This window comes from Campylobacter concisus, assembly GCF_002913745.1.
GTDB lineage: Bacteria > Campylobacterota > Campylobacteria > Campylobacterales > Campylobacteraceae > Campylobacter_A > Campylobacter_A concisus_R.
Genome location: NZ_PPCG01000039.1, coordinates 1 through 14919, shown reverse-complemented (window position 1 = coordinate 14919; position 14919 = coordinate 1). Strand labels below are relative to the sequence as shown.

13 protein-coding genes are annotated in these 14919 nt (G+C 42.1%); 12 read left to right on the top strand and 1 reads right to left on the bottom strand.

What is annotated here, in order from left to right:
* Window positions 1-56: 56 nt before the first annotated feature.
* The 12 genes from CYO90_RS05410 to cmoA all read left to right on the top strand — a co-directional run bounded on the left by CYO90_RS05410 (window position 57) and on the right by cmoA (window position 12264).
* A complete protein-coding gene (locus tag CYO90_RS05410; RefSeq protein ID WP_103578755.1) occupies window positions 57-2015 on the top strand; it encodes a TonB-dependent receptor domain-containing protein in 1959 nt (652 codons plus the stop codon).
* Between the two features lies 1 nt (window position 2016).
* A complete protein-coding gene (locus CYO90_RS05405; protein ID WP_103578754.1) occupies window positions 2017-3108 on the top strand; it encodes a PepSY-associated TM helix domain-containing protein in 1092 nt (363 codons plus the stop codon).
* Window positions 3109-3171: 63 nt separating this feature from the next.
* Window positions 3172-3636 carry an RNA pyrophosphohydrolase gene (locus CYO90_RS05400; RefSeq protein ID WP_103578753.1) on the top strand — a complete coding sequence of 155 codons (465 nt, stop codon included), beginning with the start codon at window positions 3172-3174 and terminating at the stop codon, window positions 3634-3636.
* Window positions 3636-4835, top strand: coding sequence for an aspartate kinase (locus tag CYO90_RS05395; RefSeq protein ID WP_103578752.1), 1200 nt, complete (start codon window positions 3636-3638; stop codon window positions 4833-4835). The genes CYO90_RS05400 and CYO90_RS05395 overlap by 1 nt, the downstream gene beginning before the upstream one ends.
* Complete coding sequence (locus CYO90_RS05390) at window positions 4835-5374, top strand: HobA family DNA replication regulator (RefSeq protein ID WP_021087775.1); 540 nt, start codon at window positions 4835-4837, stop codon at window positions 5372-5374. The genes CYO90_RS05395 and CYO90_RS05390 overlap by 1 nt, the downstream gene beginning before the upstream one ends.
* A complete protein-coding gene (locus CYO90_RS05385) occupies window positions 5375-5995 on the top strand; it encodes a DNA polymerase III subunit delta' (protein WP_103578751.1) in 621 nt (206 codons plus the stop codon).
* On the top strand, window positions 5992-7131 hold the full coding sequence (gene folP, locus CYO90_RS05380) for a dihydropteroate synthase (RefSeq protein ID WP_103578750.1): 1140 nt from the start codon (window positions 5992-5994) through the stop codon (window positions 7129-7131). Before CYO90_RS05385 ends, folP begins: the two co-directional genes overlap by 4 nt.
* A 24-nt stretch (window positions 7132-7155) precedes the next feature.
* Window positions 7156-8016 carry an NADAR family protein gene (locus CYO90_RS05375; RefSeq protein ID WP_103578749.1) on the top strand — a complete coding sequence of 287 codons (861 nt, stop codon included), beginning with the start codon at window positions 7156-7158 and terminating at the stop codon, window positions 8014-8016.
* A 41-nt stretch (window positions 8017-8057) separates the two neighbouring features.
* The gene (gene ligA / locus CYO90_RS05370) at window positions 8058-10001 is read left to right on the top strand and encodes an NAD-dependent DNA ligase LigA (protein WP_103578748.1); all 1944 of its coding nucleotides are present in this window, start codon (window positions 8058-8060) and stop codon (window positions 9999-10001) included.
* Window positions 9991-10704, top strand: a complete 714-nt coding sequence (gene tlyA, locus CYO90_RS05365) for a 23S rRNA (cytidine-2'-O)-methyltransferase TlyA (RefSeq protein WP_103578747.1) — start codon at window positions 9991-9993, stop codon at window positions 10702-10704. Before ligA ends, tlyA begins: the two co-directional genes overlap by 11 nt.
* On the top strand, window positions 10670-11563 hold the full coding sequence (locus CYO90_RS05360) for a bifunctional riboflavin kinase/FAD synthetase (protein ID WP_103578746.1): 894 nt from the start codon (window positions 10670-10672) through the stop codon (window positions 11561-11563). Before tlyA ends, CYO90_RS05360 begins: the two co-directional genes overlap by 35 nt.
* The gene (cmoA, locus tag CYO90_RS05355; RefSeq protein WP_103578745.1) at window positions 11560-12264 is read left to right on the top strand and encodes a carboxy-S-adenosyl-L-methionine synthase CmoA; all 705 of its coding nucleotides are present in this window, start codon (window positions 11560-11562) and stop codon (window positions 12262-12264) included. The genes CYO90_RS05360 and cmoA overlap by 4 nt, the downstream gene beginning before the upstream one ends.
* 254 nt (window positions 12265-12518) lie before the next feature.
* On the opposite strand, the gene CYO90_RS10665 is transcribed toward cmoA, so the two are convergent.
* On the bottom strand, window positions 12519-14795 hold the full coding sequence (locus CYO90_RS10665; protein WP_343218575.1) for a molybdopterin oxidoreductase family protein: 2277 nt from the start codon (window positions 14793-14795) through the stop codon (window positions 12519-12521).
* Between the last annotated feature and the right edge of the window lie 124 nt (window positions 14796-14919).

The following is a 14919-nucleotide window of genomic DNA, read 5'->3' as shown; positions in this document are numbered from 1 at the left end:
ATAACGATTATTTAATTTTAGTAAAATGTGATTTAAATTTTAATAAGGAGTTTTTTGTGAGAAGTCTATTAAAAATTTCTGTTTGTGCGGCAGTTTTTATAAATTTACCGCTTTTTGCAAATGAAGATAAGCTCTTGCCAGAGGTCAAAGTAGTGAGCGCAACTGGCTTTGAGCAAAATATAAAAGACGCCCCTGCAACGCTTAGCGTCATCACTCAAGATGCGCTAGAAAAGAGAAATCACAAGGACGTTGAGAGCATGGTAAAAGATGTGCCAAGCCTTTTTGGAGCGACACTTGGTGCGGCAAATAGGCGAGGCATCTCCATAAGGGGTCTTTCGCAAAGATATACAAAGATCTTAGTAAATGGCATACCAGTGCCAGGAGATAACGCTTACAAGGGGCTAAGAAGCGTTGGAGGCTCATATAGCTTCATCCCGCCAGCAAGTGCGATAAGCCGTATCGAAGTGATACGCGGTCCTATGAGCTCACTTTATGGTAGTGACGCACTGGGTGGCGTGATAAATATCATAACAGATGAGTTTAGTAACGACTTTCATGCAAATCTTGGCTCAAGCTATAAATTTGCTAGAAATAAAAATATAAGCGGCGAGTTTTACAACAGCCTATATCTGCACTCTGGGCTAATTGACGATGTTTTAAGCATCTCAGTTTATGGCAAAAATTTAAACAAATCAGAAGATAAAATCTCATACGCAAACAGAGAGCAAAAAGATAGAAATTTTGGTACGAAGCTCTTTTTTAGACCAAATGAAAATAACGACATCACGCTTGAGCTTGCAAGAAGTGATGTGAAATATAAAAGAAGCAAAGGCAAAACTTTAGCCTCTGGCACAAATAATAGCTCAGTCGATCTTGAGCGTATAAAAGGCGATATGGTAAATTTAAGCCACGAAGCAAGGCTTGATGATATCTTGCTTCAAAGCTACCTGTCTTACGGCAAGATAAAAGAGATCGCTCAACAAAATTTGACGCTAAAAACACTAAATTTCGACACAAAAGGCTCATATTTTACTGATAACAATGCCTTTACTTTAGGGCTAAACGCCAAAAAAGAAAAGCTTGATGAAAAGGCAACCACAGCAGACGCTGCAAATGTAAAAAGATATGACATTTCGCTTTACGGCGAGGATGACTATCACCTTACAAAAGACTTTATCTTAAGCACTGGAGTTCGTTACAACTACGATGAGAACTATGGCTCGCACGTTTCGCCAAGAATTTATGGTATCTACAGCTTTAACGACTTTTTTGCCCTAAAAGGCGGAGTTGGCACAGGATATGCGACACCTGACATCAAACAACGCACGCAAGATCTTGCTATGCCATTTGCTGGAGGGCTTGGAGCACAGCTTGGCAGAAGCGACCTTAAGCCAGAGACAAGCGTGAGCTATGAATTTGGCGGTGTTTATAACGACAATGAAGGCTTTGAAGCCTCACTAACTGGCTTTTACACTAGCTTTAAAGATATGCTAGGCACCAAGCGTATCTGCACTCCAAGACCTGGTAACCCTTGCACGCATAAAGGCAAAATTTATCGCCGTTGGATTTGGGAGAGTGTAAATGTCGGCAAGGCTGAAATTTACGGAGTTGAACTAACAAATGAGTGGCAGGTAACAAACGCTCTTAGGCTAAATCAAAGCTATGTCTATACAAGATCAAAGCAAAAGGATGGAGCGGAGATAGGCAAAAGTTTAAACAACTATCCTCTTCATACATTTAAATTTGGAGCGAACTACGAGCTAAACAGATGGCTAAATTTCTGGTCTCAGATAAATTATTATGGCAGGAGCAAAGACTCACTTAGCTACGATGATGACATCAGACCTTACGTGATCGCTGACCTTGGTATAAACTACAACGTAACAAAGAATTTCAGTCTAAATTTGAGCGTTTATAACCTCTTTAATGAGTTTTTTACGACAAGATCGGGCAGATACGACATCTTAATAGCTGACGGGCAAAAGATCGAGCTTGGCTTTAATCTAAAGTTTTAAAATGATAAAAATTTTGAAAAAATTTCATCTTATTTTGGCTTTTATCTTTGCCTTACCGCTTCTTGTGCTTAGCATTAGCGGGGCGATCATCTCGTATCACGATGAGATAATCGATATCTTTAGCAAAGATGAGGTCGTGGCTGGCAAAAAGCCTTTAGAGATAGATGAAATTTTAAAAATTTTTAGCAAGAGCGAGCCAAATTTTAATCTTAGCTACCTAAAGATAAAATCAGAGGCAAACAAGGCTTACGTCATAAGCGGAACTACTGAAAATGGCAAGTTTGAGTCGTTTTTTATAAATCCTTATACTGGTGAAATTTCAGGCAAAAATAGTGCAGAGAAATTTATAGGGCTGGTTTTAAATTTACATAAAAACTTAGCCCTTTCGCTTTTTAAAAATGAAAATTTGACCAAATTTGCAAGCGAGCTAGTAGCACTTTCTACGCTTGCGTTGCTTTTTATCTTGATAAGCGGGGCGGCGATATATTTTTGGAGGTTTAGAAGCAGGGTGGGGGATGCTTTTAAGCTAAATTTAAAAGCAAAGAAATTTGCATTTTTGTATTCACTTCACGGCTTTTTGGGTATCTATCTTGGTGCTGTTTTAAGCGTGATTTGCATTAGTGGGCTTTACTTTTCTTATGAGAGCTTTGCTAAGGTTATAAATCAAATTTGTGGCGAAGAAAAGGTCTTTAAAAAGCCAAATTTTACAAATAAAAATGGCTTTATCTTAAGCGACGAGCAAAAGGTGGCAAACCTTAAAAAAGCTTATGAAATTTTCATCTCCAAATTTGGAGATGAGTTTGATGCTTTAAATTTTATAGCAAATAGTGACGGCATCAAATTTATGCTCTTTTACCTGCCAAAAGGTGCTAGCGAGAGAGAAGGCGTTAGGCTTTTAGTCGATACAAAAAGCGAGCAAATTTCAAAAAATGCCATGCCAAAGTCATTTGAAATTTATAAATTTATGCTTGATTTGCACGCTGGATATATCTTTGGCGAGCTTGGTAAATTTATATTTTGTCTAGCATCATGTAGTCTGGTTTTACTACTTTTTAGTGGAGGTGCGATTTATTACAAACGGCGCAAAAACTAACTTCATTTATCTATCTCTTAACTCTTTTTCGTTATCATCTCAAATAAATTTTTTGGAAAAAACATGCAAAAAAAATATAGACCAAATGTAGCAGCTGTCATTTTGTCTAGCTCTTACCCTTTTAAATGCGAAATTTTAGTCGCAAAAAGGGTTGATATGGACGATATCTGGCAGTTTCCTCAAGGTGGCATAGACGAAGGCGAAAGCCCAAAGCAGGCACTAAAAAGGGAGCTTAAAGAGGAGATCGGAACTGATAAATTTGACTTCTTAGAAGAGTATCCTGATTGGCTTAGCTACGACTTTCCAGCAAATGCGTCAAAGAAATTTTACCCATTTGATGGGCAGACGCAAAAGTACTTTTTGGTTAGGCTAAAAAACGGTGCGAGCATAAATTTAAAGACCGAGCATCCAGAGTTTAGCGAGTATAAATTTATCGAGTTTGGCAAGGCTTTAGAGGGGATAAACCACTTCAAAAAGCCTATTTATGATAAAGTTTTGAGTTATTTCAAAGAGAAAGGATATTTTTGATGTTGATCGTTCAAAAATTTGGCGGAACTAGCGTAGGCACGCTTGAACGCATCGAAGCTGTGGCAAACAGGGTCATCGAGACTAAAAACAGCGGCGCTGACGTGGTTGTGGTAGTTTCTGCGATGAGTGGAGTTACTAATCAATTAGTTGAATATAGTGAGTATTTTTCAAAGCACCCAGACGGCATCGCAACTGATATGCTTTTAAGCTCAGGTGAGCAAGTAACAACCGCACTTTTGACGATTGCACTTAATGCAAAAGGCTATGCGTGTGTAGGGCTAACTGGCGCAATGGCTGGGATAATGACTGATGATGTGCATACAAAGGCTAGGATAGAAACGATAGAGACAACAAGGCTAAAAGCTGAGCTAAGTGCTGGCAGGATAGTTGTCGTAGCAGGCTTTCAGGGCATAGATGATAAAGGTGATATCACGACACTTGGTAGGGGCGGAAGTGACCTTAGTGCGGTTGCATTAGCAGGTGCGCTTGAGGCTGATCTGTGCGAAATTTTTACCGACGTTGATGGCGTTTATACGACTGATCCAAGGATAGAAAAAAAGGCAAAAAAACTAGAAAAGATAAGCTATGACGAGATGCTTGAGCTTGCCTCTGCTGGGGCAAAAGTGCTACAAAATCGCTCAGTCGAGCTAGCAAAAAAACTAAATGTCAAACTAATCACAAGAAGCAGTTTTAACCACAACGAAGGTACATTAATAGCAAAGGAAGATAATATGGAAGCGGTTTTAGTAAGCGGTATAGCACTAGATAAAAATCAAGCAAGAGTAACTTTAAGAGGTGTAGTCGATAAGCCTGGCATCGCAGCTGAAATTTTCACAGCTCTAGCTCATCAAAATATAAATGTAGATATGATCATCCAAAACGTAGGACACGATGGCACGACAAATTTAGGCTTTACAGTGCCTCAAAACGAGCTTGACCTAGCAAAAGAGACTATGCAAAAGCTCTCAGCTGCAAAACATGTCGAGTATGACGATGCTATCGTGAAAGTCTCAGTCATCGGCGTGGGTATGAAGAGTCACAGCGGCGTAGCATGTCTAGCATTTGAGACGCTTGCAAAAGAGGGGATAAATATCCAAATGATCTCAACAAGTGAGATAAAAATTTCAATGATCGTCGATCAAAAATATGGCGAGCTCGCGGTTCGCGTACTTCACGATGCGTATAAGTTAGATAAATAATGCAAGATTTTATCCAATGGACGCTTGAGACTATAAGAAGCGAAAGATATATGAGCTGGATGGAGGAGAAGCGCGTTGAATGGACGCCTTTGCTTGCATCTAGGCTTAAATTTTTGCTTGATAGCAAGGCTTTTATAGTCATCTGCGACGATGAGCGAGAGTGGTTTGAAAACTATCTTTTAAGAAATATCAACCGCACAAAAAGCGAGCGTCCATTTTTGCCATTTTTTAGCCTAAGATCGCTCTATCCAGCCTTTGATAGCGTCGAGACAAACGAGCAAAAGCAGCTTTTAAAAGATATGCTAAGCCTTGCCTTTCCAAATGGCTACATCTTTTTTTACATCGGCAAGAGCATAGACAAGCGTGCAAATTTAGCTAAGACTGATGAAAACAGCTATATGTGGCTCTTTGATGAGCAGGCGCAAAACAGCTTTACGCTAAGCTCTAGCGATGAAAACTTAGACATCAAACTTCTAAATTTATATAAACTTTTTGACAAGAGCATAGACGCTGTGTTGTTTGCAAAGGTGATACTCTAAATGCTAAATAAAATCGTCATAACAAGCGATTTTGAAAATTTAAAAGCCAAGCTTGAAGCCGAGTTTGGCGTAAATAACTTAAGATTTTTTATAAGCGATGATTTTTTACTAGAAAATGCAAAAGAGGTCATCGCTGAAGCCTACATCGCTGAAAAAGATGAGAAAATTCTAGTCATCGAGGCAAAATCCTTCCGCACTGAGGCTCAAAACGCACTTTTAAAGATCATCGAAGAGCCCCCAAGAAACATTAAATTTATAATAGTAACGCAGAGTAAAAATTTACTTCTACCAACGATAAGATCGAGGATGCTAATAGAAAACAACCTCACCAAAAAGCCAAAAATAAGTGTCGATCTAAATTTAAAAGCCCTTAGTCTAAAAGAGCTAACAAGCTTTATCGATCAAAAGATAGCAGAGGAGCAGGCGCAAAAATTTGGCAAAAACGAGCTAAAAGAGCTTGTGGGCGCTATCGTGACAAAGGCGGTTGATAGCGGGTATAAATTTAGCGGCGAGGAGATGGAGTATTTTTTCTCGCTTATCAAGCTTGCCGATCTAAACGCTAAGTCTCATGCCGTTTTGACGCCACTTTTGCTTACTATCTTTGAGAAAGGACGACGTTGAAATTTTATAAGATAAATAACAAAAGCAACTTTGATCAAATTTGTAAGGCCATCTCGCCAAGTCCGGCTGGTGCGAAGCTCATGCAAGAAAAGAGCGAGATCAATTTTATCTTCATTGACGAGATAAAGACCCCAGCGGCAAATATCCTAAAGCAAGACGCTCTAAGTGTCGGCGCCGAGCTTGTGACACATAATGATACGATCTTTGGTTGCGAGAGCCTAAACAAAGCCTTGCTAATGGCGACAAACGCGCAGCTTAGGCAGTTAGCTAAAAAAGAGAAGCTACAAGACTTTGGACTTAAAAAGCTCGCCACCTTTTTAGAAACTAAATTTACAAAGCCAGCAAAGCCTCTTATAATGGGCGTTGCAAATATAAATAGAGATAGTTTTAACGAGCAAAGCCGCATAAATACTCAAAATGGCATAGCAAAAATCGAAGCCATGATCGAAGCAGGAGCCCACTATATCGACCTTGGAGGCGTTAGCTCAAGGCCAGGGAGCGAGTATTGCGGACGTGAGGAAGAGTTTAGGCGTATAAAAGATATCGTGGAGGAAATTTACAAGCTAAATTTACATGAAAAGGCAAAATTTAGCCTTGATAGCTTTGATCCTTATTGCTTAGAATTTGCGCTAAATCACGGCTTTAAGATGATAAATGACATCACAGCAAACGCAAATTTAGCCTCGCTTGCTGCAAGATATGATGCCGAGCTTTGCATGATGCACATGCAAGGCGATCCTGCCACCATGCAGATTGCACCAAAGTATAACGATCTAATCGGCGAAATTTCAGACTTTTTTGAGCAAAAGATAGCCCTTGCAAGGGAGCTTGGCGCTAAAAAGATAGTGCTTGACGTTGGCATTGGCTTTGGTAAGACGGCTGAGCAAAATTTGCTGCTTATTAAGCATTTGGAGCATTTTTTGAAATTTGGCTGCCCGCTACTTGTTGGTGCTAGCCGCAAATCAGTCATAAATTTTTATAGCCCCAGCGAGATAAAAGACCGCTTGCCGGGTAGCCTTTATCTGCATCTAAAAGCCTTCGAAAATGGCGCACAGATCATAAGAACGCACGATGTGGCCGAGCACAAGCAGCTTTTTGATATGCATGAGGCGATGAGCCAAGCCACGCTTTGGTAGGGCGCTTGGCTAAAAAGAGGCTAGATGAAAAATTTACTTCCGCCACCTTGGATCAAATTTCCCCAGATTAGCCCCTTTTCTATCGGCTGGAGGATGGGCGTTGGCGAGGATTATAAGTTTAAATTTAACGACTGGCTTAAAACGCTAAGCCAAGATGAGCGTGGCGAGTATCAGCAGCTCTTTGCTGAGCCTGCGATGTGGCGTGGATACTGGAGTGATAGGCTAGGCTCTGGTGAAAGCGCGCTTTTTACTTATAATGATTTCGAGCTAGATCTTTGGGAGCGTGAGCCTAGATATGAGTTAAAGTGGCTTAAGAAGCGCTATAACGCTGGCAAGTCGGATAAATTTCTCTTATTTTGGGGTCATCAAAAGAGTGCAAGCATAAGCGCAAGCTGTCTAAGTCAGTGGTACGGCTCTAGCTTTTGGCAAGACGAGGTTCATTACGTTTGCGCCGAGCAATATATGATGGCTAAAAAGGCCGAGTGTTTTGGTGATAAAGAGACTTTGGGGCAAATTTTAGCCGCCAAAGATCCAGCGCAGATGAAGGCGCTTGGCAGGCAGGTGCGTGGCTTTGATGCTAAGATATGGGACGAGATAAAATTTAGCGTCGTGTTAAATGCGAGCTATTTAAAATTTAGCCAAAATGCCAAGCTACGAGAGTTTTTGCTCTCGACAAAGGATAAAATTTTGGTTGAGGCAAGCCCTGTTGATAAAATTTGGGGCATAGGCATGAGTGCCGATGATGAGAATGCGCAAAATCCTATGAAGTGGAGAGGGCAAAATTTGCTTGGCTTTGCGCTGATGAGGGCGAGGGACGAGATAGCAAAGGTCTATAAAAATGTCCATTTATGTGACGCTAGAGAGCTAAATTTGGATCATTTATAAAGTATGTTTAAGATAAAATGCGGTGTAAATTTGGAGCGAAAATGACAAAACAAGAGTACGAACGAGCGATAGATACGCTAAATGCGTGGGCAAAGGCCTACTACGACGAGGACGAGCCACTTGCAAGCGACGAGGAGTATGATGCGCTATATCACGCAGTGCTAGCCTTCGAGCAGGCAAACCCAAGTGAAATTTCGCTATTTTCGCCGACTAAGCGAGTGGGCGGAGGCGTAAAAGAGGGCTTTAGCAAGGCAAGCCACATAAAGCGCATGTGGAGCATGGAGGATATCTTTAGTCTTGGTGAGCTTGATGCGTGGCTAAAGCGTGGAGAAAAGGAGAATTTAACCTTTGTTGCTGAGCCAAAATTTGACGGAGCGAGCCTAAATTTACTCTATGAAAACGGCGTTTTAGTTAGGGCGATAACCAGAGGCGACGGCGTTACAGGCGAGGACGTGACGCAAAATGCAAGGACCATTAGCTCGGTGCCAAAGAGCATTAGCTACAAAGGGCTCATTGAAATCAGGGGCGAAGTCGTCATAAGAAAAGATGACTTTGAGCTATTAAACGCAGAGCGCGCAAAAGAGGGCGATGCACCACTTTCAAACCCTAGAAACGCAGCCGCAGGAAGCCTTAGACAGCTTGATAGCGCAGTCACTGCAAAAAGAAAGCTACTTTTTATACCTTGGGGCGTGGGCGAGCAGAGCCTTGGGCTAAAAGATCACAGCGAAGTGATGAAATTTGTGCGTGATCTTGGCTTTGAGAGGGATGAATTTTTCAAAATTTTAAAAAAAGATGAGCTTGAGACCGCATATAACGAGCTTTTGGCAAATCGCGACTCAAAAAGTGTGATGATGGATGGTATGGTGATACGCGTAAATGACCTTGCGCGCTGTGAGCAGCTAGGCTACACGGTTAAATTTCCAAAATTTATGGTGGCATTTAAATTTCCAGCCATTGAGAAGGTCACAAGGCTAAGAGATGTCGCACTTCAAGTTGGCAGAAGCGGCGTGGTGACGCCTGTTGGCGTGCTTGATGAGGTAAATATAGACGGAGCCAATGTAAAATCAGCCACCCTTCATAACTTCGACGAGATCGAGCGCCTTGGCGTTATGAAAAACGACTACATCGGCATTATCCGCTCAGGAGATGTCATACCAAAGATCACAAAGGTCTATAAAGATAGGCGTGACGGCAGTGAGCAAGCGATAGAGAGGCCTAAATTTTGCCCAGTTTGTGGCTCGCACCTGCTTGATGAAGGGGTCTTTGTAAAGTGTCAAAATTTAAGTTGCAGGGCAAGAGTGGTGGGCTCGATAATCCACTACGCATCGAAAAAATGCCTAAATATCGACGGCCTTGGCGATGCGATCGTAAATTTGCTATTTGACAAGGGGTTGATTGCTTGCATAAAAGACATTTACAGCCTTAAATTTGATGATCTCATGGCGCTTGAGGGCTTTAAAGAGAAAAAGGTAAATAACCTTTTAAATGCGATCGAGGCTAGCAAAGGTGCGGAGCTATCACGCTTTATCACGGGCCTTGGCTGCGAGCACATCGGCGAAGTGGCGGCTAAAAAGCTAGCAAGTAGCTTTGGACTAGGCTGGCTTGATGCTAGCTTTGATGAGCTTGTCTCGCTTGAGGGCTTTGGCGCGGAGATGGCAAATAGTTTAACCGACTTTGCCGAGGTCAATAGAGCGGAAATTTTAGCTCTTAGCGATATCGTGCAGCCAAGCGTGACGCAGGTGCAAAGCATCTCAAATGCGCTAAGTGGCAAAACGGTCGTTATAACTGGCACGCTAAGTCGCCCAAGGGACGAGATAAAGGCGGAGCTTGAGAGTTTTGGCGCAAAGGTTTCTGGCTCAGTTTCTAAAAAAACGGACTTCGTCCTAGCTGGCGAGGAGGCTGGCAGCAAGCTTGATAAAGCAAATGAGCTAGGCGTGCTGGTGATCGATGAGAGCGAATATGAGAGGCTAAAACTTGAGGTTTGATAACTACGTCGCAAGCGTTTTAAGCATCAGTAGAAACAAGGCGAGCGAGCTCATTAAATCTGGCAAGGTGCTAACAAATGGCGAAATTTGCACCAAGGTTTCAAGCGAGGTTAGCGAGGCTAAAATTTCACTGCTTGATGAAATTTACGTTGGGCGAGGCGCGCTTAAGCTAAAAAGCTTTTTGGAGGCGATGAAATTTGACCTAGCTGGCAAAAACGCACTTGATATCGGCAGCTCAACTGGTGGCTTTATGCAAATTTTACTTGAGCGTGGTGTAAAGGGCGTGACTGGCGTTGATGTGGGCACTGATCAGCTAGACGCTAGTCTAAGAAGCGATGAGCGAGTGAAAATTTATGAAAAGACTGACGTCAGGGAGTTTGCAAAGCAAAATCAAAGCAAATTTGATCTCATAACCTGTGACGTGAGCTTTATCTCTTTGGCTGAAATTTTGCCAGCTATTAGTGAGCTAGCAAGCAGGGATTCGCTCATTATCACGCTTTTTAAGCCGCAGTTTGAAGTGGGCGTTGGCGTAAAACGCAATAAAAAAGGCGTTGTCACCGACGCTAAGGCTGTAAATTTAGCTATGAAGCGCTTTGAAGTGCTAGCAAGCAGCTTGAAATTTGAACTTATAGCTTGCAAAGAGTGCGAAGTCAAGGGAAAGGAAGGAAATGCCGAGTTTTTCTACGCTTTTAACAAAAGATAACATCACGGCCGTCGCTATCGGGCACTTTGACGGCGTACACAGGGGGCACAAGCAGCTTTTAAAGCAGCTAGGCGAGTTTGGCGGACTTGTTGTCATCGACAAAAACAAAGCCAACATCACGCCAAAGCTAAAGCGAGCCGAGTACTCGAGCTACCCATGTTTTTTGTATGATTTTGACGCTATAAAGGGGCTTAGCGGCGAGGAATTTATCGCGCTTTTAAAGCGAGATTTTAAAAATTTAAAAAAGATCGTTGTTGGATTTGATTTTAGATTTGGTAGAAATAGGGCTTGGGACAAGTATGATCTGAAAAGAATTTTTGATGGCGAGGTAGTCGTCGTTGATGAGGTTTGTTATGACGGCATGGGCGTGCATAGCTCATCCATCAGAGAGCTGATACGCCAAGGCAACATCGATGAGGCAAATAGGCTAATAGGCAGGGAGTACTCGATCGAGGGTAACGTGATAAAAGGGCAGGGCATCGGCGCAAAGGAGCTGGTTGCTACGCTAAATTTAGATATAAAAAGCTATCTTTTGCCGCGCGAGGGCGTCTATGCGACAAGAACGAGGATGGGCTCATACACCTATGGCTCGGTCACTTTTATAGGCAACAGACTTAGCACGGATGGAAATTTTAGCGTCGAGACGCACATCTTAGACGAGGTCGCGCCAAAAGTGACGACGCACGTTGCTGTTTGCTTCATAAAACGCCTAAGAGATAATAAAAAATTTAATTCTCTAAGCGAGCTAAAAGAGCAGATAAAGCGCGATATAAACGATGCTAGGCAGTGCGTGGGCGTGTGCGATCTCTTTTTTGGAGAGACGATGAGATACTTTGACGGATATGGAGCTGGGATATGAGAGATGAAATTTTTAAAGAGCCTATAAGCAAGCAGTTTGAATTTGATGACTTTGTGGCGAGCGTTTTTGATGATATGATCTCGCGCTCGGTGCCATTTTACGACGTTAGCTCAAATTTAAATGCAAAGTTGCTAGCTAAAATTTTGCCAAAATCAGCAAAAGTGTGCGACCTTGGCTGCTCTACGGCAAATAGCCTGCTTTTGCTAAATAACCTTAGAAATGACCTTATGCTAAGCGGCGTGGATAACTCTGAGGCGATGCTGGCAAATGCTAAAAACAAGGCAAAGGCTTATGGGGCTGATATAGAGTTTATTTTAGATGACATTTTAGAATGCGAGCTAGAGGGCTTTGATGCAGTTTTGGCAAACTATACTTTGCAGTTTATCAGACCGCCAAAAAGGGCAGATCTGGTGCAAAAAATTTATAACGGGCTAAATGAAAATGGAGTCTTTTTGTTTAGTGAAAAGATCATCTTTGAAGATAAAAAGCTCACTAAAAGTGTCATAGAAATTTACGAGGACTACAAGCAAGCGCAAGGCTACTCACGCTACGAGATCGCCCAAAAAAGAGAGGCGCTTGAAAATGTTCTGGTGCCATATACAGAGGAAGAAAATAGAAACTTAGCCCTAAATGCTGGCTTTAAGCGAGTTGAGAGCACATTTAAATGGGGAAATTTCATGAGCTTTTTGGCGTTTAAGTAAAATTCTCTTTTAAAAAACTATTTTTATAGTGCGTGTTTTATAAAACTAAAGCCCTAAATTTAATATAAATATGGCTTACATAATGAAAATTTAAAATTAAAGACTAAAAAGCAGCTTTTGATCTACTAAGTAATCGCCTGAAGCGTATCAAATCAATCAAAACAAATATAAAAATAAGTGATATCTTTGGGCTTATAAAAACAAGAAATTTAAATTTGATAATAAAGAAATTTAGCGGGAGTTACCCGCTAAATTTACTCATTTATCGCTGCGTTTCCGTGGTGGTGGAAGTCATCGTAGATGATCTTTGAAGTTTGGAATTTCTCGCGTTTTAGCTCGCGAACTCGTAAAAATTCCTCTTCATCGATCTTTTTGATCTGGATAGCTGCTTTAAATGTCGGAGTCTTGCTGATGTAGTCCCAACCGCTGCTTGTTAGCTCGTTGCAAGAGCTCTCCCAGTAGTGGAAAGTCATCTGTATGATGCCATCAGGCACGATGTCAGTCACTTCAGTTTTTACGACGATGTAGCCGTATCTACTCCAAGCTTTGATGAAGTCGCCTTGTTTTAGCCCGTATCTCTCTGCAAGCGCTGAGCTCATCTCAGCGATAGGTCCGATGCTATCTCCGCCCTCTTCGATGGCACGTGAGCGTCTTGTCATGGTACCAACTGTGTATTGATAAACTTTTCTTGTTGTTAAAAGCTGTATCGGATACTGCTCGTCAGTCTTCTCATCGACTGAACCAGCCATGATAGGATACTCTGGTGACATATTCATCTTCTTAGCAAACTCAAGTTTTGCGCTCTCGATCTCATCAGCCTTATCCACAAATAGGCATGGCACGAAACGGCCTTTACCATCAGGTGTAAAGAATTTCTTATCAAGATAGAGGCTCTGACCGCCCATATCATCTTCAGTTGGGCATGGCCAGTGAAGTCCGTGGTATTTTTTGATGCGGTAGTAGCTCATGCCGCCATAGCGTCTAGGGTCGCATTTTCTAACTTCTTCCCAAATTTCTTCTGGTGAGTTGTAGTTAAAGCCCTCAGTTGCGCCCAAACGACGTGCGATCTCACAAACGATCCACCAGTCTTGTCTGGCATCTCCTGGAGGTGTGATAACCGCTTCGTTGTGCTGGACACGGCGCTCTGCATTTGTGTAAAGACCCTCTTTTTCGCTGCTTGCCACGCCAGGGAGAACGACGTCAGCTTTTAGCGATGTCTCAGTTAAAAACAGGTCTTGAACCACGTAGAAATCGACATTTGCGATGCCTTTTAAGAAGTGATTTGTATTTGGCTCAGAGATGACTGGGTTTTCGCCGATAGTCCAGAAAAAATGCACTCTGCCATCAAGGATTGCATCAGGCACTTCAGTTTTATGGATGCCTATCTTTGAGTTTAAAAATCCAGGTTCTAGGTGCCACATTTTCTCAAACCAAGCTCTTTGCTCTGGGTCGGTGACTGAGCCAAGGTTTGGAAAGATATTTGGCAAAACACCCATGTCGCAGCAGCCTTGAACGTTCTCTTGACCTCTAAGCGGCAAGTCGCCTGTGCCAAGCTCGCATATATTACCAGTGATCAAGAATAAATTTGATACGTCACAAACTCCGCCAACGCCGTGATTGAAGTGAGTTACGCCCATGCCGTGAGTGATGACGGCTGGTTTTGTGGTGGCATACATCCTGGCGGCTGCTCTGATATCCTCTGGATTTAGTCTTGTGTATTTTGCTACAACCTCTGGGGCATAGTCTTTTACAGCCTCTTTGACATACTCGATGCCTATTGTGTGGTCTCTTACAAATTCCTCATTTACAAGGCCTTCTTCGATGATAGTGTAAAGAAGTGCGTTGATAACTGGGATGTTGTGTTCGGGCTCTAGCTGCAAGTGGATGTCGGCTCTACTTGCAAACTCAGTCTTGATAGGGTCGATAACGATCAGTTTTGCGCCGCGGTTTAGCGCTCTTTGGATGTGCATAGCTGCTATTGGGTGGCCATTTTCTGGGTTTGAGCCTATCATTAATATACAGTTACTATAAGTGCCAATCTCTGTAAAGCTATTTGTGGCAGCTCCGTTTCCGATTGTTTTAGCAAGTCCTGCTACTGTCGGAGCGTGTCAAATTCTAGCGCAGTGATCGACGTTATTTGTGCCAATTACAGCGCGCATTAGCTTTTGAGCGACGTAGTTGTCCTCTAATGTACAGCGTGCTGAGAAGTTTCCTGCTAGTGAGTCAGGGCCGTATTTCTCTTTGGCTTCTTTCATCTTTTCTACGACAAGGTCAAGTGCCTCGTCCCAGCTAGCCTCTTCAAATTCGCCATCTTTTGAAAAAACGCCGTTTTTCTTTCTAATAAGCGGTTTTGTTAGCCTATCTGGACTTGCAACGTAGTCCCAGCCATAAAAGCCTTTTAAACATAAATTTCCTTGATTGACTGGATTGTCTTCGACGCCAGTAGCGGCACGAACGACATTATTTTCCACGTGCAAGGTTACTTGACAGCCTGTCCCGCAATAAGGACAGATGACTTTGCCTTCTTTCATCACTTTCTCCTTCTAATTATGCATTTTTTGCATATTTATTTTAAGTAATATTACTAGTGCGAAACTTAATCTTTTATGAAAAATTCTTTATTTAAAAAATAAATTTTAATTTTAAGTTATATTT

What these genes read in the sequence shown, in the direction of transcription:
- CYO90_RS05375 (WP_103578749.1), top strand. Translation starts at nt 7,156, where the DNA reads ATGAAAAATTTACTTCCGCCACCTTGGATCAAATTTCCCCAGATTAGC.
- cmoA (WP_103578745.1), top strand. Translation starts at nt 11,560, where the DNA reads ATGAGAGATGAAATTTTTAAAGAGCCTATAAGCAAGCAGTTTGAATTT.
- CYO90_RS05400 (WP_103578753.1), top strand. Translation starts at nt 3,172, where the DNA reads ATGCAAAAAAAATATAGACCAAATGTAGCAGCTGTCATTTTGTCTAGC.
- ligA (WP_103578748.1), top strand. Translation starts at nt 8,058, where the DNA reads ATGACAAAACAAGAGTACGAACGAGCGATAGATACGCTAAATGCGTGG.
- CYO90_RS05385 (WP_103578751.1), top strand. Translation starts at nt 5,375, where the DNA reads ATGCTAAATAAAATCGTCATAACAAGCGATTTTGAAAATTTAAAAGCC.
- CYO90_RS05360 (WP_103578746.1), top strand. Translation starts at nt 10,670, where the DNA reads ATGCCGAGTTTTTCTACGCTTTTAACAAAAGATAACATCACGGCCGTC.
- CYO90_RS05405 (WP_103578754.1), top strand. Translation starts at nt 2,017, where the DNA reads ATGATAAAAATTTTGAAAAAATTTCATCTTATTTTGGCTTTTATCTTT.
- CYO90_RS05395 (WP_103578752.1), top strand. Translation starts at nt 3,636, where the DNA reads ATGTTGATCGTTCAAAAATTTGGCGGAACTAGCGTAGGCACGCTTGAA.
- CYO90_RS05390 (WP_021087775.1), top strand. Translation starts at nt 4,835, where the DNA reads ATGCAAGATTTTATCCAATGGACGCTTGAGACTATAAGAAGCGAAAGA.